Genomic DNA, 23390 nt, shown 5'->3' on the forward strand with positions numbered 1-23390 from the left:
TACAAGATAAAAAATTTTAAATCACTTTAAGAATTGTCCAGCTGCAGCGCCTAAGCGCTTCCGCTTTTCTTTTTATTTAAATTCTACTTTTGTCAAAGCCTCTGAACCTGTTGGGTGCGGCAAATAGTTAACCACGTCTTTCCCTGCTGCTAATAATGGTGTGGAATGTACCAGTGGAACCCAAGGAGCATCATCATGGATGATGACTTGCGCCTGCTCGTAAAGCGCATTACGCTTAGCCTGATCTGTTTCTGTTTGAGCCTTAATTAGGATGTCATGTAATTGGTCATTGCTATAATAAGAATAGTTGTTGCTTCCAATGCTGTCTTTATCAAGCAGAGTGTATAAGAAGTTATCAGGATCTCCATTGTCGCCTGTCCAGCCAAGCATGAACATATCAAACTCGCCTTTGCCCGCTTTGTCTAAATAAGTTGCCCAGTCAACAGACTGGATCTTGGCTTTAACGCCAATTTTACTTAGACTTTCTTGGATCACTTCTGCGACCTTTTGCGCTTCTGGCATATATGGTCGTGCTACAGGCATAGCCCATAGGTCAATCGTAAAGCCTTTTTCATAACCAGCTTCTTTTAATAATTGTTTCGCTTTGTCTAAATCATATGGATATGGCTCAATAGACTTGTTATATCCCTCGATGGAAGGAGGGATTGGATTAACAGCTTCTAGTGCCTTTCCGCCATAAAATGCATCGATGATTGATTTTTTATCAATAGCATAATTGATGGCTTGACGGACAAGTTTGTTATCAAATGGTTTGCGAGTGGTTGTTAAACCAATATAGCCAACATTCATTGATGGACGTTCAATTACTTGAAGATTAGCATTTGCTTTAACTGCAGCTTCATCTGAATTGTTTAGTCCATCCATGACATCAATTTCACCATTGGCAAGTGCATTAAGACGTGCTGTATTTTCAGGGATGACACGGAAAATAATTTTGTTTAGCTTAGGATAGCCTTTTTGCCAGTAGTCAGGGTTTTTCTCAATCGTAATCGTATCGTTTTCCTTCCACTCAACGAATTTAAATGGACCTGTTCCTACAGGATGTTGTCTAAATTTATCACCGTATTTTTTAACGGCTTCAGGGCTGGCAATTCCAAACGGAGACATCGCCAAGTTCTTAAGGAATGGTGCTTGTGGTCTAGTTAAGATAAATTGAACTGTATGTTCATCAATCGCTTTAACCTCTTTAATGACGTGGCCTTTGTCCCCTTTATAACCGCCAAACATTGTATAATAAGGGAAACTGTCTGCGTTTCCATTCATCCAGCGGTCAAAGTTAAAAACCACCGCTTCTGCATTAAAATCGGTTCCATCATGGAATTTGACTCCTTGCCGAAGTTTAAAGGTATACGTTAAACCATCAGGAGTAACTTTCCATGATTCAGCAAGTCCAGGATGTATGGTAGTATCTTGGTCGCCATATTCAAGTAATGTTTCAAATATATTTTCGGTTACTTTAAATGTTTCTCCTTCCGTTGAGGTGATTGGATCTAGCGAAGTAGAATCTCCTCCACGGCCATAGACTAGTGTATCCTTTTTCGATTTGCTTCCAGAGACCGGATCTTTCTTGCCTCCAGCAGTTTCATTTGTTTTACTGTTGCAGCCAGCCAAAAACATGCTGATGACTAGTAGAGAAATCCACAACAGTATAAAAGGTTTTTTCTTCATAAAAGTTTGTTACCCCCTATACGCTTTATTTTTTTATCATAAATGCAGCCCATCACTTGTTATATAAATGACACGCAACAAAATGACCGTTCAACTCTTGTTCTCGAGGTCTTGATGTTTTGCAAATATCAAACACCTGTGAACACCTGGTATGGAATGCACAGCCAGAAGGAGGATTGGCAGGACTAGGAATTTCTCCCTCTATTAAAATCGTTTCCTTCTTACAATCTGGGTCTGGGATGGGTACAGCTGAGAGAAGTGCCTTGGTGTATGGATGGAAGGGACTTTGATATAGTCTTTCACTTTCAGCTAACTCTATTAATCTTCCTAAATACATCACGCCAACACGATCACTAATATGACGAACCACACCTAAATCATGTGCGATAAATATGTAGGTAAGCTGAAATTCTTTTTGTATATCCTTCATTAAGTTTAGTACCTGGGCTTGGATTGAAACGTCTAATGCTGACACTGGTTCATCCGCAATTATCAGCTTCGGTTTTGTCATCAATGCTTTAGCAATTCCAATCCGTTGACGCTGACCACCGCTGAATTGGTGCGGATATCGCTTGGCATAATTGCTGCTTAAGCCGACTACCTCGAGCATTTCTCTCACTTGCTTTTTGCGCTCAGCTTTGGTCCCGATTCCATGGACAATCAGCGGTTCTTCAAGAATTTGTTCAATCGAATGTCTTGGGTTTAAGGATGCATAGGGGTCTTGAAATACCATCTGTATATCGCGGCGGGTTTTTCTTAATTCTGATTTTGTCATACTCGTAATTTCTTTATCTTCAAATACAATCTTTCCTTCGCTTGCTTCAATCAAACGCATTAACAGACGGCCAGTAGTCGATTTCCCGCATCCACTTTCCCCTACAATGCCCAATGTCTCTCCCTTTCTAACATAAAAAGAAATATCATCTACTGCTTTCACTTCACCCTGTTTCCTTCCAAAAAGTCCTCCCGTAATCGGAAAGTACTTTTTCAACCCATTTACCTCAAGAAGTAACTCCGACATGTTTGTCACTCCCTTCCTTCACTGTATATAAAAAACAGCGAACTTCATGTTCGTCATTTTCTAATTTTCTTAGATTTGGTTTCTCCTCTTGGCACCTGCCAAAAGCTTCCGAACACCGTGGTGCAAATCGGCACCCATGTTGAATGGATCCCGGGAGAGGGACTGTTCCTGGTATGCTATAGAGACGCTCCTTTTTTCCTCTTATTTCAGGGACCGATTTTAATAGCCCTTTCGTATACGGATGCCGCGGATTTTTAAGGATGGTTCTAACATCACCCTGTTCAACGATTTGTCCAGAATACATAACGATTACCCGTTCACATATTTCGGCCACCACGCCTAAATCGTGCGTAATCAGGATAATTGATGTATTTGTTTTTTTATTCAAATCCTTCATTAAAGCAAGAATTTGTGCTTGAATTGTTACGTCAAGTGCGGTGGTGGGCTCATCCGCAATCAGTACCTTTGGATTGCAAGCCATTGCCATGGCAATCATGATCCGTTGTCTCATTCCACCCGATAATTGGTGGGGATACTCCTTAAGAATTCCCTCTGCTCTTGGTATCCCAACCAGTCTTAATAATTCAATTCCTCGTACTAGTGCTTCTCTCTTTGAAAAATTAGTATGTAATCTTATAGCCTCTATCACTTGATTACCGATGGTGAATAACGGGTTTAAGGATGTCATTGGTTCCTGGAAGATCATTGATATCTGATTTCCACGAACTTTACGCCACTCCTTTTCGGTATTCTGTCTTAAATCTTTTCCCTCAAATATAATTTGACCGTTTTCCATTTTTCCTGGCGGTGAGGGAATTAACCCCATTGCGGCTAAAGAGGTTACACTTTTACCACTCCCTGATTCACCCACGATTCCAAGAATTTCTCCGTCTTTTAAATCAAAACTAATCCCATCAACTGCAGGTAAGAGCTGTTTCCCAGATTGAAATGATACTTTTAAGTCCTTAATCTGTAAAATATGACTCACATTAACACCTACCTCTTAAGCTATGATTAACAATCACTTCTTCAAAATATTATAATATAACAAATATTAAAATAATTATGACACATTGTACATGCCTGTTTTTATCGAAACTTGTCAATCACATAAAAAATAATAAAAAAAATGCCTTACACCACACTGCATTAAAGCGTTACTGCAGGGTGGTGCAGGCATCAACTATTCAAATCCTTTTGATATTACTATATTACTATTGCTTTTTTATACCTGTGTAAATGTATATGGCATCTCGTAAAAACTTGGCCGTACCTGGCTGCTCTTTATCATAATAGGCAGTAAATCTCTCATCATCTACATACATTTGAGCAAGGCCGGCATGGGCCTCTTTGCTGTATTTGGTCCAATAATAGCCTAACCATTGTTTGTGCAGTTCTGCCGCTTTTTGGGCTAACTCCCCTCCAGGATCGCCTGTCTTAAACGCTTCAGCTAAGGTGATAGAAATATTTTCAGCCAATGCAGTGACTTCATTGTGCTGCTCCTGCGTCATACTCATTACCTTTTCATTTGATTGATCCACTCGGTCATTGCCATATTTTTGGCGGATTTCTTCACCAAACTTTTTCTCATTTTCCTCAATTATTCTTTTCTTAAAGCCTTCGAACTTATCTTTATTAGACATTTCCATTCTCCCTTCCGTTGACGCAATCGTTTTATCAAGATTGGCAATTAACACTTCTAATTGTTTCTTTTTCTCAAGGAGTTTTTCACGGTGTTCTTTAAGTGCAGCCGCACCATCAAAGGCTGGATCGGTGACAATTTCTTTGATTCTATCTAAACTGACCTCTAATTCCCTGTAAAAAAGAATTTGCTGCAGCCGATCGACTTCCGCTTGGCCATAGATCCGATATCCAGATGAATTAATTCTCGCCGGCTTAAGAATGCCTATCTCGTCATAATATCTAAGCGTCCTCGTACTAATCCCCGTCAAACTTGCCAACTTTTGCACGGTATACTCCATTCGCTCACCCCCTCCTAAAATCAACGATACACCTTAACGCAACGTCAAAGTCAACCAAAAAATTGGTGCCTGACACCACTAAAAGACATTGTCCATTTGAGGTGTACAGGCACCAGTTAGCTCTTGTATATCTGGTAGTTGCTTCTGCCGTTTTCTTTTGCTTTGTAAAGGGCATGGTCTGCATGTTGTAGTAAGTTTTTTTCGTCATGGCTATGATGGGAGTAAAATGCAATACCGATACTGGTAGTTATTTTAATTTTTGTTTGATTTATTTCCCATTCGTTTTTACTTGAGGCTATTATTCGCTTGGCGATTTGGATGACGTTTTCTTCTGACAACCCCGTCAGTAGAATAACAAATTCGTCTCCCCCCAGTCTTGCAAGCATATCCTCCTCCCTTATACAGGCTTTTACCCGCTGAGAGAACTCCTTTAATAGTTTATCTCCCATATCATGTCCCATCGAATCATTAATTTTTTTAAAATGATCGATATCTAGATAAAATACAGCTAATGTTGTTTTCGTCTGTTTTGATAATTCCATGTCCTCCTTCAGCCTTACAAAGAAGTAAGTCCGATTTGGCAGTCCTGTTAAGTTATCATGGTGGGCCATATGTTTTAATTGCTGCTCATACTTTTTCCGTTCTGTTACATCACGAACCACTGCCAGTAAATGCGTACATTGACCTTCCTGATTAACCACTGGTGTAACAGTTGATTCCCAATAAACGACATGGTTCTTTGAATGGTTCATTGGCGTTGAAAGAACAATTTTATCTTCGTATTTGACTGGTTTCTTAGTAGCCAAGACTTGTAAGTATTTATCTTCAATGACGCTGTAAACTTCTGGCTGAAGCACCTCTTTTATGGACTTTCCATAGCAGTCTGATGTTAGTCCTGAAAAATTTTTGGCCGGTTCATTAGCTAGAACATAACTAAATTGTCCATTATCTTCTACACTCGTCAAATAAACCAAATCAGACATATTATTAAATAACTTAAAAAATAAATCTTTATTTAAAAAGTTTAGATTATCTTTACTAACCATATATACGTCCCCTGTATTCATTAATTTTAAAATGGCCCCTGGTTTTTTCCCTTCTTAGCGGATAAATATAAAATGCCCCTTAAGTTCAGATTAAAACCTAATTGAGTTTCTATCAATCTATTTGCGCGAAAAATCATTTTAATCTGAAATGATTTATTATTTCAAAAAAACTTTCTTTTTTTTACTCAACAGCTCAAATATATTGAATTATCAAGGTTTTCATCCTCTATTCACTTTATTGCCAAAAAAAAGTTTTTGACAATTCAAACTTAGAAAAAGTATCATAGAATAATGTAAAAGGAGGTAATGTAATGTCAAATTTAAATAAACAGAAAATTGTGGATAGTGTACCTCAGAAAGGATTCTTTGGACATCCTAAAGGTTTATTTACACTTTTCTTTACAGAATTCTGGGAGAGATTCTCTTATTACGGAATGAGAGCTATTCTTGTTTACTATATGTATTATAGTGTAACCAAGGGCGGTTTAGGAATGGACCAAACCTTGGCATTATCGATTATGTCGATATACGGATCCCTCGTCTATATGTCAGGGATTATTGGAGGCTGGTTCGCTGACCGGATCTTCGGTACCTCAAGAGCAGTATTTATTGGGGGCATTCTCATTATGCTTGGACATATTGCCCTTGCCATTCCTGGAAGTATTGCCTTTTTCTTTGTTTCAATGGTACTGATTGTCTTGGGTACAGGATTATTAAAGCCAAACGTTTCAACCGTTGTTGGGGAAATGTATGCTGAAAATGACAATCGCCGTGATGCTGGATTTAGTATTTTTTATATGGGGATTAACGCTGGCGCCTTCCTATCACCATTAATCGTTGGTTCTAAGACCATCATGAATACTAGCTTCCACTTAGGTTTCGGTATTGCCGCAGTAGGGATGTTCCTAGGATTAGTTGTCTTTTTAATGACAAAGAAGAAAAATCTTGGTCTTGCAGGGACTTCTATATCAAACCCACTCACATCTACTGAGAAGAAAAAAATATACACATATTTCGCAATTGCGATTATTGTCATTGCTATTATCTGTTTTATAACAATTCCAGCTGGAATTTTAACATTCAAAGGGTTTATTAATATTGTAAGTATTCTTGGAATTCTAATTCCTACCATCTACTTTATTCGCATGTATGTAAGCCCTAAAACTACATCGGTTGAGAAATCACGTGTTATCGCCTATATTCCATTGTTTATTGCATCCGTGATGTTTTGGGCAATTCAGGAGCAGGGTTCAACGATCCTAGCCAACTATGCGGACAAGCGTACACAATTAGATTTTGCTGGAATAACTATTTCTCCAGCTTGGTTCCAATCACTGAACCCATTATTCATTATTGTATTAGCTCCTGTATTCGCTGCAATATGGATGAAATTAGGAAAGCGCGAGCCTTCCATTCCGCAAAAATTCTCTCTAGGTCTATTATTTGCTGGTCTATCATTTATGGTTATCCTTGTTCCCGCCTATTTCGGAGGAACAGATTCATTGGTAAATCCATTATGGCTAGTTCTCAGTTATTTAATTGTTGTATTAGGTGAGTTATGTTTATCACCTGTAGGACTTTCAGCAACTACTAAATTAGCTCCGGCAGCTTTCTCTGCACAAACGATGAGCTTATGGTTCTTATCCAGTGCAGCCGCTCAGGCACTAAATGCACAAGTAGTTAAATTCTATACACCGGAAACAGAAATGACATACTTCGGTGTAATCGGCGGTGTTTCTATTGTCCTTGGTTTTATCCTATTAGCACTCGCACCAAAAATTCAAGGATTAATGAAAGGCATACGCTAATGATAAAAGGTGAAAGTACTCTTATTGAAAGAGAACTTTCACCTTTTCTTTTACTCATTTTTTACTTATCCGTTAAATCCTTTAATTCATCGATTAATTGTTTTGTCCGTTTTGCGTTTCCTTCAGCAAAATTTTCTAGGCGTTCTTTTAATTCATCATTATCATGAATCCGCTCTGCAGTAATCAAATAAGTTCGCATTAAATCTTCTTCTATTTCTTTTGAGTTTTTCAGGATAACTTCAAGGTTTTCCTCTTCTTCTTTATCCTTTCGGCTGAACAGATGGTTATCCATTGCAAAGGACCTCCTTTTACTTTTATCCTTCTCTAACCTAACGATATTTATGTTTATTCCATCCAAAAGAAGTCTATATCAGTTATATGGGGGCAACAATGGGCACGTATGCCGGCAAAGACGGAATGATTATCTCCTTTTAAAAAAGTTAAAAGCTCATCTTATCTAAAAAGTAAGATGAGCTTTTTAACTTTATTCTAATAATTAGAGACTTCGGTTTAAAAAGGCCTTTGTTCGATCAAACTGAGGTTTGGTAAGAACCTCTGACGGGTGACCGGATTCAATAATCTCACCATTGTCCATAAAAATTACCCGGTTTGCCACTTCTTTTGCAAATCCCATTTCATGTGTTACCACAATCATGGTCATTTTCTCTTCTGCCAACTCCTTCATTACTTGAAGAACCTCCCCTGTTAGTTCCGGGTCGAGGGCCGATGTAGGTTCATCAAACAACAAGATTTCAGGGTTCATCATAAGAGCCCGCGCAATGGCTACCCGTTGTTTTTGACCGCCAGATAAATTAGCGGGATAGGCTTTTGCACGATTAGTTAAGCCTATTTTGTCAAGGAGTTCAGAGCTTCGCTGATGTAGTTCTGCGGCAGTTTCCTTTTTCACCAATTTAGGAGCAATGATTAAATTTTCCTGAACTGTAAGATGGGGAAACAAATTAAAATGCTGGAAGACCATTCCCATCCTAGCCGTAATCTGCTTAATCTCGGACAGTTTTGGATAGACTCCATCCTTGACCAAATATTCACCGGAAACACTGATACTGCCAGCGTCTACTTGTTCTAGATGGACAAGACTGCGGAGCATTGTACTCTTTCCTGAACCCGATGGACCGATTACTGCTACTACATCATTTTTATTTACATCAAACGTAATCTTTTTTAATACATCTAAATTACCATAAGACTTTTTCAGGTTTGAAACTTCAATGATCGCCATATTCACCCATACCTTCTATTCAAATCTAAATCTATTTTCAACCCATTTAAACACTAATGTTAAGACAAGTGTCATCAAGAGATAAATAATCCCTGCAACCACAAAAGGCACAATAGTAAAATCACGATTAACGGCTGTTTCGGCAAAATGTAATAATTCAGGCACTGCAACAGCATAAAGCAGCGCAGTATCCTTAATCAGTGTAACCGATTCATTTGCTACAGCAGGGAGAGCAATTCGAAACATTTGCGGCATGATAATTCTGGTTGTCATTTGCCACCTATTCAACCCCAATACCTGCGATGCCTCGTATTGTCCCTTATCAATCGCAAGAATCCCTCCGCGAAAAATTTCTGCAAAGTATGCTGCGTAATTCAAAATAAACCCTAAACAGGCTGCAACAAAGCGATCCAAAACTAAATATTCACCGATGACAGGAATCATTGGCAGCCCAAAGCAAATGAATAATAACTGCAATAACAGTGGAGTGCCACGCATTACATAGATATAGGCTTGAGCAAGCCATGATAAAGGTTTAATTTGGCTTCTTACCGCCAATGTTAATAAAAAGCCCAATGGAATAGAGACTACAATGGCAATGATGAATAATAGCACAGTCATCTGGGCCCCTTCAAGCATTGGTTTTAGAATCGATATAATGTAATTTATAGACATTCTTTATTTTCCTCCAATTAGAAAAGCGTAAGCACCTATACCAATTAACACAACAAAACAGGCTTCCCTATGGAAATCCTGTTTTGCCAATTATTATTTTACTTTAAGACTTTATCTTCACCAAACCACTTAGTTGAAATTTTGGATGCTGTACCATCTGCATTCATGTCATCAAGGGCTTTTTGAAGATTTTTAAGTAAATCCTCATTACCTTTTTTTACGCCGACTCCATATTCCTCAGGAGCAAGTGATTCATCCAGTATTTTAAAAGTATCTTTCTCTTTGGTCATATAATAATTAATAACCACCTCATCAATAACAACTGCATCCAAACGGCCGCTCTTTAGGTCGTTTAAAGCTAATACATTGTCCTTAAATTCTGTGACGGTTTTAATTTTAGATTTAATTGGATTTGCATCTAAAGCATCTGACGCGGAGGAAAGGGATTGAAGTCCAACAGTCTTACCCTCTAAATCCGATAGTTTAGTAAGTTTTGAATCAGTTCGCGTTACAACTACTTGTGCATTTTTTAAGTAAGGTTTTGTGAAAAGCACTTTTTTCTTTCTGTCATCGGTAATAGTATATCCATTCCAAATGAGGTCAATCCGTCCGCTGCTAAGTTCAGACTCTTTTGTCTTCCAATCGATGGGCTGGAACGTAACTTTTTTCCCCATTTTATCAGCCGCAGCTTTTGCGAGGTCAATATCAAAGCCAACAATTTTATTGTTTTCATCCCTGAATCCCATGGGAGCAAATTTATCGTCGATCCCAATAATTAGCGTATCATTATTAGTACCAGAAGTTTTGCTTGAGCAGGCTGTTAGAAGAGAAAAAACAGCCGCAATTGCCAAAATCATGGTTGCTATACGTTTCATCCTATTTTACCACCTTTTACAAGATAATTTTATAAGTCCTTTAGTACGTTACCATATTATCATACTAGCACATTATAACATTATAGCTTTTTAAAATACAATCACTTTTCTACTAAAACGAAAAAAGTCTCTCTATATGTAGAAAAATAGACTTATTTTATTTATAAATATNNAAATAATATAATTGAGTCAGCCTACAATAAGGAATCTATAAAAAAACAAAGGCAACTACCTTAAAAAGGGCAGTTGCCTTAATCTTTTCCTTATGCTATTGTGTACCGGCTCTCAGCCGACTTTATCCGTTGATACAACTCTTGATTAACCGGGGTTGGCACATCATACCTTTTCCCCAATTTCACTACGGTACCGGAAAATAACTCAACTTCACTAAATCGTCTTGCCTCAACATCCTGGGCCATCGAAGGTTTTCCATCTGGACTTAAAGTACCTAATACCTTTAACCAATACTCTAAATCCTCTTCCGATAGACGAACCCCTGCTTTTTCCGAGAGCGCAATTACTTCTCTCATAGCCGAAATCATCATCGTTCTGGCTGGACCTTCAAGCTGAACCTCGCCATAATTACTTTCAAAAACAGCAACAGTTTGATTTACCCCTACATTAAGCATGAATTTCCCCCACAGCCTTCTTAACATATCGGGGTCAACCTCATATGGAATCTCCACTTGATCAAAAAACTCAGCCAGGCTATTCACCTTTTCTGTATCGTTCCCTCCAAAGCAAATCATCCCCATATGGTCGTATGTCAATTGGTTCCCAACTTTAACCGCATCCATGCCTTGGGCCACACAATATAATATTTTATCTATCCCATAAGCCTCACCAATGATTTCTTCACTAGTGATCCCATTCAGGAGTGATATGATAATCGTTTTCTCACCAACATGTTGTTTTACCGCTTGAATGGCATCATCTAAACTGTTAAATTTTACCGCAATAATCAGTAAATCGGCAGGCTCGCAAGCTTCTTGAGGCATTACATAGTTGAAGTCACAACGCTCACCATTACAAAAAACTCCGTCCTCATTATAGCGTTGGATACGGTCTTGATCAGCAATTATCCTTAAATCAGTACCGGGCAATTTTTTGGCTAATTGGTTACCAAATAAAATCCCTAATGCTCCCAGACCGATAATAGAGACTTTTTTTATGACCATCGCTATTCACCTAAATCCTTACTGACCATCCAAAAGGATCTTCTTTTGTACCATTTTGGATTCCGGTTAATGTATCGTATAATTGCTTCGATAATGAACCAATCTCTCCATTATTAACAATCATTTTCTCATTCTTCCATAGGAGTTCCCCAATTGGCGAGATAACTGCAGCAGTTCCCGTACCGAATGCCTCTTCTAATACCCCTTCCTGATAGGCCTTTTCAATTTCATGAATAGATATTCTTCGTTCTACCAGTGGAATATTCATATAATTTAATAGTTCGATAATTGATTTACGTGTAATCCCTTCAAGGATACTTCCATTTAATTCCGGAGTAATAACCTCACCATTGATTTTAAAGAAGACGTTCATACTGCCAACCTCTTCAATATATTGATTCTCTCTGCCATCAAGCCATAACACCTGTGAATAACCATTTTTCTCGGCAATCTCGGATGCCTTTAAGCTTGCTGCATAGTTTCCTGCCGTTTTGGCATTCCCTGTTCCGCCTGTAACAGCGCGAACATACTCGCTTTCAACTGCAATTTTAACAGGATTGATTCCTTCTTTGTAATATGCACCTACAGGTGAAAGAATGATCATAAACTGATAGGTTTTTGCAGGATGAACCCCCAAAAAGGCTTCTGTCGCAATCATAAACGGACGAATATAAAGGGAGGTTCCTTCTCCAGATGGAATCCAATCACGGTCAATTTGAATTAATTGCTTCAAGGCACTTAATGCCCCTTCTTCATCCAGCTTCGGCATACACAACCGGTCATTTGATCGGTTAAATCTTTTCATATTTTCTTCAGGTCTGAATAATAATACCTGTTCATCTTTTGTTAAATAAGCTTTCAGTCCTTCAAAAACCGTTTGCCCATAATGAAATACGGTAGCTGCCGGGTCTAGCATAATAGGTTGGTACGGAATAATTCGTGCGTCATGCCATCCTTTACCTTCGGTGTAATTCCAAATAAACATGTGATCAGTGAAGTGTTTTCCAAACTCCAAGTGATCAAACGATGGCTTTTGTTTTTTTTCTGTGTTTAAAGTTACGTCAATTTTTAACTCCTTCATGATTGTGGCTCCCATCCTTAGTTTCTATAAACTTTCATTAAAAGATATAGTTACATATTTTTTTACTATTTCGATTATTTTAACATATTTTTTGAGGAATGGGTTTAATTTTATACTATCTCAAAAAAACAATTAAAGAATTCCATTTTTACAAAAAAAAGCAAGTAAACGAGTCTTAAGACATTGTTTACTTGCTTCATAGATTTTAGCTTAATACAACCTTACTATTATCTTTTTTCGCAATCTCAGCAGCTACTTCGATAATCATATCCTCTTGGCCGCCGACGACTTTACGCTTCCCTAATTCTATTAAAATATCTCGTGAATCAACGCCAAATTTCGCAGCAGCACGTTTGGCATGAAGAGCAAAGCTTGAGTATACGCCCGCATAGCCTAATGTTAAACTATCTTTTGTAATTTCCTGTGGTACTTGTAAGATAGGCGCAACAATGTCCTCTGCTAAATCCATCATTTTATATAGATCTACTCCAGTTTTAATTCCCATTCGTTCACAAACGGCAACTAGAACTTCTGTTTGCGTATTACCTGCACCTGCCCCCAAGCAGCGTACACTTCCGTCAATACGTGTTGCCCCTTCCTCAATCGCTGCAAGAGTATTGGCCATTGCTAGTGATAAGTTGTTATGACCATGGAAACCGACATTAATGCCAACTGATTCTTTTAAGGCATGAATTCTTTCACGTACTTGGTTAGGTAGTAAATATCCTGCAGAATCCACAACATAAACTGTATCTGCACCATAGCTTTCCATTAATTTAGCTTGTTCCACTAATGTATTAACTGGAGCCATATGATTCATCATGAGGAATCCAACTGTTTCCATTCCTAATTCTTTAGCGTAAGCAATATGCTGTGGAGCTACGTCTGCCTCTGTAACATGTGTAGCAATTCGGGCCATTTTAGCCCCTAAATTAGCTGCTTCTTTTAATTCATGCAAAGTACCGATTCCTGGTAAAAGAAGTACAGCAATTTTTGACTTATCAGCAACTGATACAGCAGCTTCAATTAATTCCATTTCATTTGTTCCAGAAAGACCGTATTGCAGGGAAGAGCCTGCTAGTCCGTCTCCATGGGATACTTCAATAAATGGTACGCCCGCATCATTCAAGGCTTTAGTAACTTTAAGTACTTGTTCTACTGTATATTGATGATTAATCGCATGACTTCCGTCCCGTAAAGCTACCTCGGTAATCAGGATATCTCGCTCATTTGTCATTTTTTCTTTACCCCTTTCTAACAGCTTAAACTGTTTCTTTCATTAATAGTTTTTTGGCAAATGCTTCAGCAATTCTTACACCAGCAGACGTCATGATATCAAGGTTACCTGCATACACCGGCAAGTAATCCCCAGCACCCTCTACTTCAAGGAAGATGGTTACTTTATTACCGTCAAAAATCGCTTCAGTCCGGAGACGGTAGCCTGGCACATAGGATTGGACTACTTTTTCCATCTCGGCAATGGATTGTCTAATAGCAGCTTCATCCATTTTTCCTTCTTCCACAAGTGTATAAACTGTATCACGCATCATAATTGGCGGTTCAGCAGGGTTTAATATCATAATGGCTTTCCCTTTTTTTGCTCCGCCGACTACTTCAATTGCTCTAGAAGTGGTTTCTGTAAATTCATCAATATTGGCACGTGTTCCAGGCCCGGCACTCTTACTAGCAATGGTTGCAACGATTTCTGCATATTCAACTGGTGCAACACGGTTTACAGCATGAACCATTGGGATGGTTGCTTGACCGCCGCAGGTAATCAAATTGATATTATCTTTATCTAAATGGTCTTCAATATTAACAGCTGCACAAACATATGGTCCTACTGCAGCTGGTGTCATATCAATTACTTTTATGCCTGCTTCTTTTAATACTTTTGCATTATATAAATGCGCTTTTGCAGACGTAGCATCAAAAACGATGTCGGCTTCTAATGTTGGATCGGCAAGAAATCCATCAATTCCTGTATCAACCCCGGCGTAACCTAATTCTCTTGCACGACGCAGTCCATCTGATTGTGGGTCAATCCCTATTACAGCAGTTAACTCTAATAGTTCAGAACGGCCTAGTTTGATCATTAAATCTGTACCAATGTTTCCTGATCCAAGAACGGCAACTTTTACTTTTGACAAGATAATTCTCCTCCAATACCAAATTTATTAATTTATTCTCTATGCTTTCTCTATTAAGATGCATTTTCCCCTTTGTAACCTAACTGTCTTGAAACCTCAGCTGCCGCCTGTTTAATTCCCTTAATTACTTTAGGCAGACGTTCTTCATCTAACCTCATTTTAGGAGCAGCACAGCTTATCGAAGCAATTGCCTTCCCTTGATGATTAAAGATCGGTGCAGCTATACATTTAAGACCCAGCTCAATCTCTTCATCATCGAAGGCATAACCTTGTTCCCTGATAGATGGCAAAAGACGTTTGATCTCCTCGACATTTGTGGTGGTAAACTCCGTAAATGCTTCCAAGCTGACGGATGATAAAATACGATCTACCTCTTCTTCACTTAATTGGGAGAGGATGGCTTTGCCAACACCAGTACAATGAAATGGGGCTCTTTTGCCAATATGCGAATAAATCGTTAAGGCACTAGGGCCTTCTACCTTTTCAATGTAAATTAGTTCATCACGCTGCAGCGTTACTAGGTGAACGGTTTCATTTAGTTCTTCAACAAGACCTTTAATGATAGGTCTGGCAATTCTGCCTATATCCAAATTTTTTCCTACGTAATTACCTAGTTCAAAAAGTTTAATTCCGAGACGATATTTTTGATTCTCTGAATTTTGCTCAAGGTAACCTCGATGTTCCAAGGTTTTAATAATGCCGTGAACAGTACTCTTCGATAGGTTCATTCTGTCGCTAATTTCTTTAATACTTTGTTCTGGATGTGAAGTCAAAAAAAGTTCGAGGATATCTGCAGCTCTTTCGATTGATTGAATCAGACGTTCCGTCACTTCGTTCCCTCTTTCTGTTCGACATTATCGAATGGTGTTCGTAAATATTAAGTACACTTTTATAGTACTCTTCGGTCATGATTCTGTCAACGTTTTCATTTGTAATTTTTCTGCTAAAAAAGCCGAATTCTCCTATTGGAAAATACGGCTTTTTTTAATAGCGATCCGACTAAATAATCTCAAATTGTTTAAAACCAGTTACATCCGGAATGTAATCTAATGTTTTATGATTGAAATAATGACATTCTCCTGCATTAATAATGAAATGCAGCCCATCTTTTATGAATTCTGTATCACTTGCTTGCATGTTTTCCTCTAATGTTACCTTCACTTTCATAAAACAACTTTTCCGCATTTGCATCCGAATAAACTGTTTATGACCATATTGTTTTAACCGATTTTGCAGCTCTTGATTTGCCGATTCTGTAACAATAAACATAAAATCACCCCGTTTCTGTTCGTACCTAGGATGATTATGTCAGATTAACGGGTGTCTGTCATGAATAATAAGTTAAGCATACTGATTAAAATCAGCCAAAGTACAGTCGTTGTCATATTGCTTTACTTATGATCCTTAAGAACAAAGCACATAATGCTTCTATCTTCACTTAGGTCCCAATCTACAAAAATGTCAGCAACAGGATTATGAAAAATTTCTTCAAAGCGGCCATCTCGATGTAAATATGATTTTTCCAGTTCATCTTTAGTGACCAAAAGTGTATGTTCATATCCCTTAGAAATTAATGCCTTTTCAATCTGAACTAAAATTCCATCGCGTTTTATTAAATAGATACTTGGTGAAATAAGAATTGCTTCTGTCCTCTCAGGTCTTTTCTGTACTAATATGCTAATCCTCTCTACCTCATCAATCAAAGGTTTAAGGTCAACGGAGCCGCCTTTATTTCGATCCATAGGCCCCGCGATGTCACCTTCAAATTCGACTGTAATCATCCCTGTATTTTGCGGATAGTTCCAATCATGGTAAAAGGATTCAATATCCTGTTCAAATTCTAATTCAAGAATTCCTTTCAACTGGTTATTTACCGACTTCATAACAATATGTCGTGAGATATCAATATTATCAGAATTTCCATTCTCTAATAAAGTGGATTCTAATGGAGACATGAAACCGCGTATGTAAAAAACTAAAAACCGCTCATTTGCATAACAATAGCAGGATTCGGGGCCGCGCCCAAAATTTTTTCTTAACAACTTACTAGTCAGGCTGCTAATATCCATTAGCTTTTGTTGCAGTGGTAATACCATCAAGGGTTCGACCTCACTTTCGGGTAAAAGCAAAAAAAATACTGCCTTACATTAACATGCCCAGGCAGTAAAAATTTTATGGTTCATTTTATGTATAGATCTTATTGAAACTAAAAATTAAGAAACCTTTATTAGCTGGAATATCCCACATCATAAATAAATCCTCAATCGACCGATTAAATAAGTCTTCAAATAGCAGTTTTTGCTGATAGTACCCTTTTTTAATTTCTCTTGTATAAGTTAATAATAAGTCGGAATCGCCATTTTCTACTAACAAATGGTCTAACGGCAGCATAACCCCTTTTAATTCAATTGCACAGATATTCTGAGTATACTTCACTACCTTTAATTGACTGGGAACCTTGTGCAGCTGTGAGCCGACCATTCGGACTAGATGAAATAGTTTCTTCTCAAGACGATCATCTATTTTCAAAACTGGATTACTTTTATTATTTACTAAAATTAAAATTCCCGAATTCGTATTAAAGTTCCAATCTTGGTAAAAGGCTTCAAATGAAATTCCTAAAAGCTGTGATGCCTCTTGCACTAATTCTGTTGACAAAACTGTTATGACAGATGAACGGAATTTCGTTGCCAAATTATAATCTTGTTTTTCTGATAAAATTTCTTCTGCTGGTGTCATAAAATTACGGATATGAACGTATAATCTATTTCCTTTTAAAAATGTATAACAACTTTCAGGACCTTTACCAAATCCCCGCTTTATTATTTTACTAAATGAACTGCTTAGAGAAAGCAAATCCTCTTGAGTTGCAACCATTCAAATCCCCCTAATAAAATATAAAAAGGCCTAACTTCACAAAAAGGAAGTTAGGCCACGGAAAAGACGACTATATAAAAATAGTTTCCACCATTTACCATCACAAAGAAAATATAGTTTTAAATATTATGTACTTGAAAAATGCTTCAAACTAATGACTGCAAGACATTAGACATATAACATAATAACATTAATTCTTCATGATAACAATACCATTAGAAAAAAAATAATTTGCCGAAACTTTATTCTTGTGAAGTTAAGGGTAATTTCACATGGATAGAGGTTCCATTTGAATTACTCTCTATGCATAGGTCCCCTTTATGTTCTTTTAAAATTTGCCGGCTGACCAGCATGCCAAGCCCCGTTCCATTTTCTTTAGTTGTAAAAAAGGGCTGACCAATTTGAGAAAGAATACCCGGGGCAATCCCACGGCCCTGATCAATAATACTAACTTTGACTTGACCTTCTACAAGGGGACTTCCATTTATCCTCAGCAATCCTCCATCGGACATTGCTTCAATTGCATTTTTTATATAATTAATTAAAACCTGTTTTAGCTGGTTAGGATCGCCGGCGATCCACATGTTAGCGAAATCAAACTGTTTGACGATTTGAATATTATTAAGGAGGGCCTGTGAGGCCATTAAGGTAACAACCTGATCTAATAAGACTTGAAGATTTACTCTTTCATATTTTTGTTTGGATGGTTTAGCGAGTACCATTAATTCTTTTAAAATGCCTTCAATCCGGTCGATTTCTGAATTAATGATTTCAAAGTAGATTTTATTACCAATGTTTTCTCCCATTAGTAATTGTAAAAAGCCTTTGATGGCTGTAATGGGGTTACGAATCTCATGGGCTATACCGGCAGCAAGTTGTCCGGCAGTGGCTTGTTTTTCTGATAAGCGGGATAAATGATGAATTAGAGTTTGATATTCTTGTTCACGTTCCATTGATAACCTATTTTGTTTAATGAACGTTATATCCTTTAAAACTAAATACGAGCCAAGAAACTCTTGTTCAAAAAAAATAGGAATCGCAGTAACGTTAACATCTAATTTACTTCCTTCAATTACTTGGACCTGGGCATCAAAATTATCAATTTTTTCCTGTTCTCTGCCTTTAAAGAAGGTTTGCTCTTGATCCAAAAAGTCCGATACAAACAGTTTATTTAATCTTTTCTGTTGCAAGGTATCCCTTGTGAAACCTAGAAGTGGTTCACACGCATGACTGGCATATTCAATATTTCCTTGGAGATCGATTAATATAAACGCATCACGAGTTTTTGACAGGATCGAAAAGTCCTTATCCATATTCGTATCTCGGTACACTTTTAACAGAACACTTTTTCGATCGGTTCCATGCATAACCATAAGGCAGATCCTCCTTTCATCAGTTAAAGAAATAAAAAAGCCACAGTAAGAGCAGGTAATTACCTACTCTTACTGTGGCTTTAAAATCTAGCATACATTTTCTAGAGTTCGTTACCTTATAATTTTCCTATTTACACAAATTTCTAAGTTAGAACATAAGAATAGAGCATCGACTCTATATCCATATTAAATATATTATATTCTTCCATTTTTAGCAATAAGTTATCAGTATTTTCTTAAAATAAATAGGCACTAAGCCCCGCTCCTCTTATCTTATGTTCCGCAAAAGGTTTGGTAAGGTCTTATTGAAGGCTCGGGCAGTGTACCGTATTCCACCTGTTCCGGAGTATGTGCATATGGGTTTGTAAGCACAGCTAAGAGCCTGTTCATGACGCCGAAATCATCATGATTTACTGCCGCTTCAAGTGCTTCCTCTACCCGATGGTTTCGAGGGATTACCGCAGGGTTACTACTCCTCATTAACTGGTGGGATTCCTCTTTAGTTTCTTTCTGCCTTTCAAGTCTTTCCAGCCACCGCTCCTTCCATTGTGTAAATCCAACTGTCCCAAATAACTCGTTCTTTTCGTATTTATCAAAAGTTAAGGCCAGGAATGTATTAGTATAGTCGGCCTTATACTTATGCATTAAATTAAGCAGTTCTTCAAATAATGATTCATCCTGTTCCTCTTCGTCAAATATTCCTAGTTTCGACCTCATCCCTGTGAGCCAATTTTTTTGAAACAACTTAGTAAAACCTGAAATATACTCCTGGGCCAATTGAAGGGCTTGCTCTTGATTATTATCGAGAAGCGGCAATAAAGTTTCCGCAAATCGTGCCAGATTCCATCCGCCAATGTACGGCTGATTAGCATAGGCATACCGCCCTTCTCTGTCAATGGAACTAAAAACAGTGGCCGGATCATATTGATCCATAAAGGCGCACGGACCATAATCGATGGTTTCCCCACTTATGGCCATATTATCAGTGTTCATGACTCCATGGATAAAACCTATTAGTTGCCATTTGGCAATCAAAGCAGCCTGCCGTTTAATAACTTCCTGAAGCAGAGTTAAATATTTGTTCGGAGCATCCTTAATATGTGGATAATGACGCTTTATAGTATAGTCAGCCAAAGCCCGCAGATCATCCAATTCTCCTCTTCCCGCTGCATATTGGAATGTTCCAACACGGATATGGCTGGAAGCCACACGTGTAAGAACAGCACCAGGCAGCATGGTTTCGCGGATAATAGTCTCTCCAGTTGTAACCACTGCCAGGCTGCGAGTTGTTGGAATTCCTAGTGCATGCATAGCTTCGCTGATAATGTATTCGCGCAGCATTGGTCCGAGTGCTGCTCTGCCATCACCGCCGCGCGAGTAAGGTGTTCGGCCTGAACCTTTTAACTGAATATCGAACCGTTCATCTTTAGGGGTAATCTGCTCCCCAAGCAATACTGCCCGGCCATCTCCTAGCATGGTAAAATGCCCAAATTGGTGCCCGGCATAGGCTTGAGCAAGCGGCTCGGCACCTTCAGGAATCTTGTTTCCTGCAAACACTGCTATACCATTCTCACTTTGGAGTGCCGAGATTTCAAGGCCTAACACCTCTGCCAATGGTTGATTTAAAATCGCTAGCTTTGGTGAATTTACAGGGCCTGGGTTTTGTCTTGTGTAAAATAATTCAGGAAGACGGGAGTAACTGTTATCAAAATTCCATCCTGTTTTTGTCATGGGAGCTCCTTTTCTACATATTATCCTCATTTTATTGTTATTCTTCGTAAAATGGTGATAGCCCTTTTTAATTTTTGCCTTCGCAATGTTATTATACCTTTTCTCCTTCAAGGTAATGTGAGCTCTGCACTGATAAGTTATAAAAAAAAGCAACTCCCTGAAGAGAGCAGCCTCACATAGAATGGTTAACTATATTTTGGTAATCATGTTTCATATCCACATCCAAAATCGTCCATTCATCATCTATTGGCACGTAAATATGTTGATCAGCAAATTTAAAAATCGGTTTCGCCCCCTGGTCACCGGTTATTGTTTTTAAATAAGGGATCATTGAGGCAGAAATAAAAACTGGATGTCCTGGAATTCCATTGTAGGTTGGTTGAACAATACATTTGGATTGAGCGAGTTCCTTTTCTATAATAACTTGGAGGATTTGGTCGATTGTCGATGGTCTTAGAAGGGGCTGGTCACCCAAGAAAACTAAAACACCACTTGTTTCATTATTACCGAAACCGATTGCTGCTTTTATCGAACTACTTAACCCTTCAATGAATTGTTCATTAGTAATCCAATTGAACCGATCGTCTTCAAAATTTATAGCCTCTTTTAGTTCCTTTGCTTTATACCCAACAACTGCCATGACTTCTTGAAATGGAAATGATAAAACTTTTGTTAAAACAATCTCAAGCATAGGTTTTCCATCAATCGGAAGCAAAGGCTTAAATTTTCCCATTCTTGAGGAAACACCTGCAGCTAAAACTACTGCTCTTATCGGTATCAAATTGATGGGTAGCCCCATGAACTTTTTCCTCCTCTTTTATCAAGCGAGAGGTCTAGAAAAACACACATGTCTGTGTTTAATAGAATAGCTCAGCCTAAACCATATTCTTTTATTTTGTTATAAAGAGTCCCCCGTGAAATACCGAGCAAACTAGCCGCCGCACTTTTATTTCCATATGTTTTTCTTAACGCCTCTTCTATTTGCAGCGCTTCCGCATTCTTTGAGGAAATTTCTACTGAGGTGCTTTCCACACCTTTTCTCTCCTTATTATTGATTATAATTTTGCTCTTTATGTTCTCAGGCAATTGTTCACTTGTAATAGATGGCCTGTCATTCAGTAGAACGATTCGTTCGATGGTATTCCTCATTTCACGCACATTCCCAGGCCAATCATAGTTCACTATGTGGAGCATCGTTTCGGGATGAACCTCTGGAACCACTTTTTTATACTTAGCACTAAATTCATTGATATATTTATCAACCAATGTGACAATATCCTCTTTTCTGGTCCGAAGCGGAGGGATATCGATTGTTATCACTGATAGATGGAAGTAGAGCTTCTCATTTAACCTCCCTTCCCTTAGCAGTAAATCAATGGGTTCGGAGGTGGACGTAATAATCCGGGTAGTCGATGCAATCTTCTCTACCCCTCCAACCCTGTAGAAACTATGGTCGACTAGGTATTCAAGCAACTTGCCTTGGATGGATAGCGGCATTTTATCAACATCTTCAATAAATAACGTACCATTAGACGCCTGTTCAATCCTTCCAATTTGCAAAGTTTGCTGTTCAAAAATGTCGGTATCCTTTTGAAAACCAAAAAGTTCAATTTCTAATATGGCCGCAGGAATAACCGAACAATTTAAAGTAATAAAAGCTCCATCTGCTTTTGCTCCACCATAGTGAATCGCTTGGGCTAACATTTCCTTGCCTGAACCAGGTTCCCCTGTTATATGGATCGGTATGTCGGCATGCGCTACCTTTTGCGCAATTTTCAATGACTCTTGAAATCTCGCGCTTCCCGTTACCATCGCAGAAAAAGGATTTGTTTTAGGGACGAGTAAAGATGAGTTTGAGTCCAATTCTTCATTAAGCCGTATAATATTGGTAATATTATGTTCTGTAGCGACACCGCCGATAATTTTGTTTTCAACTATAATCGGTAAGGCATTTATTAGAACATGCGTATCTTTATTTGGACGATGGTACTCTCCTCTTACAAACCGCCCTTCATTCAGAATTCGATGAAGAATAACCGAGTCATCATTAAAGTGCTCACCAATTTTCTTACCCAGGATAAATTCCTTTTTAATCTTGTATGTCTCTTCTGCCGTTGTATTCCAGTAAACAACATTTCCTGATTCATCCACAGCCGTAACAGAATCACTTATAGTCTCCGCCAAGGTTTCAAAATAAGCTGAAATCTTGTTATTCTCTTCATTAAGTTTTTTAATTTCCTTTCCTGATGTTAGGATTCCTATGTATCCCCCTTCATTTTTAAAAAGGACCGGCCTTCTCCAGTCCACTTCCGACGGGAGACCTTTATCAGCTAAAACTACTGTTGAAGGCAGCCATTTGAGATGCAGAAGCCAGTCAATAATAGGCATAGAATCGTTCCCTAAAGCCATCAGGTTGTATTCATAGTTATTAATGATAAAGTATGTTCCATCTGCGACAATGACAAAATTATACTCGTTCAGTTTCTTTTTAATTTCAGTTAATGGTGTACGATCATTTACAATTGTAAAGGAGTAATCTAATTGATATTGTGCATTTTTGAACATACTAAAATCCTTTCTCACTTTTCTCTCACTTTAACACAAAATAAAACGCTTTATCCACTAATCGCATCAAGAATGGCTTCAACACCAATAAAGCAAAAA

Annotated in this window: 22 protein-coding genes; 1 reads left to right on the forward strand and 21 read right to left on the reverse strand. The window is 38.1% G+C overall.

All coding sequences use genetic code 11. The features are described 5' to 3' along the window. Positions 1 to 72: 72 nt before the first annotated feature. The 5 genes from V7077_RS15205 to V7077_RS15225 all read right to left on the reverse strand — a co-directional run bounded on the left by V7077_RS15205 (position 73) and on the right by V7077_RS15225 (position 5738). Complete coding sequence (locus tag V7077_RS15205; RefSeq protein ID WP_335503279.1) at positions 73 to 1689, reverse strand: ABC transporter substrate-binding protein; 1617 nt, start codon at positions 1687 to 1689, stop codon at positions 73 to 75. A gap of 52 nt (positions 1690 to 1741) precedes the next feature. After that, a complete protein-coding gene (locus V7077_RS15210; RefSeq protein ID WP_335503283.1) occupies positions 1742 to 2710 on the reverse strand; it encodes an ABC transporter ATP-binding protein in 969 nt (322 codons plus the stop codon). Then, positions 2691 to 3698, reverse strand: coding sequence for an ABC transporter ATP-binding protein (locus V7077_RS15215; protein WP_335503287.1), 1008 nt, complete (start codon positions 3696 to 3698; stop codon positions 2691 to 2693). The genes V7077_RS15210 and V7077_RS15215 overlap by 20 nt, the downstream gene beginning before the upstream one ends. A gap of 226 nt (positions 3699 to 3924) precedes the next feature. Next, a complete protein-coding gene (locus V7077_RS15220) occupies positions 3925 to 4692 on the reverse strand; it encodes a MerR family transcriptional regulator (protein ID WP_335503290.1) in 768 nt (255 codons plus the stop codon). Positions 4693 to 4808: 116 nt separating this feature from the next. Continuing rightward, positions 4809 to 5738 (reverse strand): sensor domain-containing protein, encoded by a 930-nt coding sequence (locus V7077_RS15225; RefSeq protein ID WP_335503293.1) that lies wholly within the window; start codon positions 5736 to 5738, stop codon positions 4809 to 4811. A 311-nt stretch (positions 5739 to 6049) separates the two neighbouring features. On the opposite strand from V7077_RS15225, the gene V7077_RS15230 reads away from it, so the two are divergent. Beyond that, positions 6050 to 7546: a peptide MFS transporter gene (locus V7077_RS15230; RefSeq protein WP_335503296.1), complete on the forward strand. Its 1497-nt coding sequence runs from the start codon at positions 6050 to 6052 to the stop codon at positions 7544 to 7546. A 61-nt stretch (positions 7547 to 7607) separates the two neighbouring features. On the opposite strand, the gene V7077_RS15235 is transcribed toward V7077_RS15230, so the two are convergent. The 16 genes from V7077_RS15235 to V7077_RS15310 form a co-directional block, all read right to left on the reverse strand. Further along, entirely contained in the window at positions 7608 to 7838 is a 231-nt protein-coding gene (locus tag V7077_RS15235; RefSeq protein WP_335503299.1) for a hypothetical protein, read from the reverse strand. A gap of 204 nt (positions 7839 to 8042) precedes the next feature. Next, the gene (locus V7077_RS15240; protein WP_335503302.1) at positions 8043 to 8786 is read right to left on the reverse strand and encodes an amino acid ABC transporter ATP-binding protein; all 744 of its coding nucleotides are present in this window, start codon (positions 8784 to 8786) and stop codon (positions 8043 to 8045) included. A 15-nt stretch (positions 8787 to 8801) separates the two neighbouring features. Then, positions 8802 to 9461 (reverse strand): amino acid ABC transporter permease, encoded by a 660-nt coding sequence (locus V7077_RS15245; protein ID WP_335503305.1) that lies wholly within the window; start codon positions 9459 to 9461, stop codon positions 8802 to 8804. Between the two features lie 98 nt (positions 9462 to 9559). After that, the gene (locus V7077_RS15250) at positions 9560 to 10336 is read right to left on the reverse strand and encodes an amino acid ABC transporter substrate-binding protein (protein WP_335503308.1); all 777 of its coding nucleotides are present in this window, start codon (positions 10334 to 10336) and stop codon (positions 9560 to 9562) included. 263 nt (positions 10337 to 10599) lie between these two features. After that, complete coding sequence (locus V7077_RS15255; RefSeq protein ID WP_335503310.1) at positions 10600 to 11514, reverse strand: ketopantoate reductase family protein; 915 nt, start codon at positions 11512 to 11514, stop codon at positions 10600 to 10602. Positions 11515 to 11524: 10 nt separating this feature from the next. Next, positions 11525 to 12595, reverse strand: coding sequence for a branched-chain amino acid aminotransferase (locus V7077_RS15260; protein ID WP_335503314.1), 1071 nt, complete (start codon positions 12593 to 12595; stop codon positions 11525 to 11527). A gap of 205 nt (positions 12596 to 12800) precedes the next feature. Next, positions 12801 to 13832 carry a 4-hydroxy-2-oxovalerate aldolase gene (dmpG, locus tag V7077_RS15265; RefSeq protein ID WP_335503317.1) on the reverse strand — a complete coding sequence of 344 codons (1032 nt, stop codon included), beginning with the start codon at positions 13830 to 13832 and terminating at the stop codon, positions 12801 to 12803. 25 nt (positions 13833 to 13857) lie between these two features. Continuing rightward, positions 13858 to 14745, reverse strand: coding sequence for an acetaldehyde dehydrogenase (acetylating) (locus V7077_RS15270; protein ID WP_335503320.1), 888 nt, complete (start codon positions 14743 to 14745; stop codon positions 13858 to 13860). A gap of 53 nt (positions 14746 to 14798) precedes the next feature. Next, positions 14799 to 15575, reverse strand: coding sequence for an IclR family transcriptional regulator (locus V7077_RS15275; RefSeq protein WP_335503323.1), 777 nt, complete (start codon positions 15573 to 15575; stop codon positions 14799 to 14801). Between the two features lie 169 nt (positions 15576 to 15744). Further along, positions 15745 to 16014, reverse strand: coding sequence for an iron-sulfur cluster biosynthesis (locus tag V7077_RS15280; protein WP_335503326.1), 270 nt, complete (start codon positions 16012 to 16014; stop codon positions 15745 to 15747). Between the two features lie 122 nt (positions 16015 to 16136). Further along, the gene (locus V7077_RS15285; RefSeq protein ID WP_335503525.1) at positions 16137 to 16841 is read right to left on the reverse strand and encodes a Na-translocating system protein MpsC family protein; all 705 of its coding nucleotides are present in this window, start codon (positions 16839 to 16841) and stop codon (positions 16137 to 16139) included. A gap of 88 nt (positions 16842 to 16929) precedes the next feature. Continuing rightward, positions 16930 to 17622 carry a Na-translocating system protein MpsC family protein gene (locus V7077_RS15290; protein WP_335503329.1) on the reverse strand — a complete coding sequence of 231 codons (693 nt, stop codon included), beginning with the start codon at positions 17620 to 17622 and terminating at the stop codon, positions 16930 to 16932. Positions 17623 to 17864: 242 nt separating this feature from the next. Further along, positions 17865 to 18995 carry an ATP-binding protein gene (locus V7077_RS15295; protein ID WP_335503332.1) on the reverse strand — a complete coding sequence of 377 codons (1131 nt, stop codon included), beginning with the start codon at positions 18993 to 18995 and terminating at the stop codon, positions 17865 to 17867. Positions 18996 to 19268: 273 nt separating this feature from the next. Next, the gene (locus V7077_RS15300) at positions 19269 to 20726 is read right to left on the reverse strand and encodes a protein adenylyltransferase SelO (RefSeq protein ID WP_335503334.1); all 1458 of its coding nucleotides are present in this window, start codon (positions 20724 to 20726) and stop codon (positions 19269 to 19271) included. A 172-nt stretch (positions 20727 to 20898) separates the two neighbouring features. Then, positions 20899 to 21525, reverse strand: coding sequence for a nucleotidyltransferase family protein (locus V7077_RS15305; RefSeq protein ID WP_335503337.1), 627 nt, complete (start codon positions 21523 to 21525; stop codon positions 20899 to 20901). Positions 21526 to 21596: 71 nt separating this feature from the next. Next, the gene (locus V7077_RS15310) at positions 21597 to 23291 is read right to left on the reverse strand and encodes a sigma-54 interaction domain-containing protein (protein ID WP_335503340.1); all 1695 of its coding nucleotides are present in this window, start codon (positions 23289 to 23291) and stop codon (positions 21597 to 21599) included. Between the last annotated feature and the right edge of the window lie 99 nt (positions 23292 to 23390).

Source organism: Neobacillus vireti, assembly GCF_036962465.1.
Classification (GTDB): Bacteria; Bacillota; Bacilli; order Bacillales; family Cytobacillaceae; genus Neobacillus; species Neobacillus vireti_B.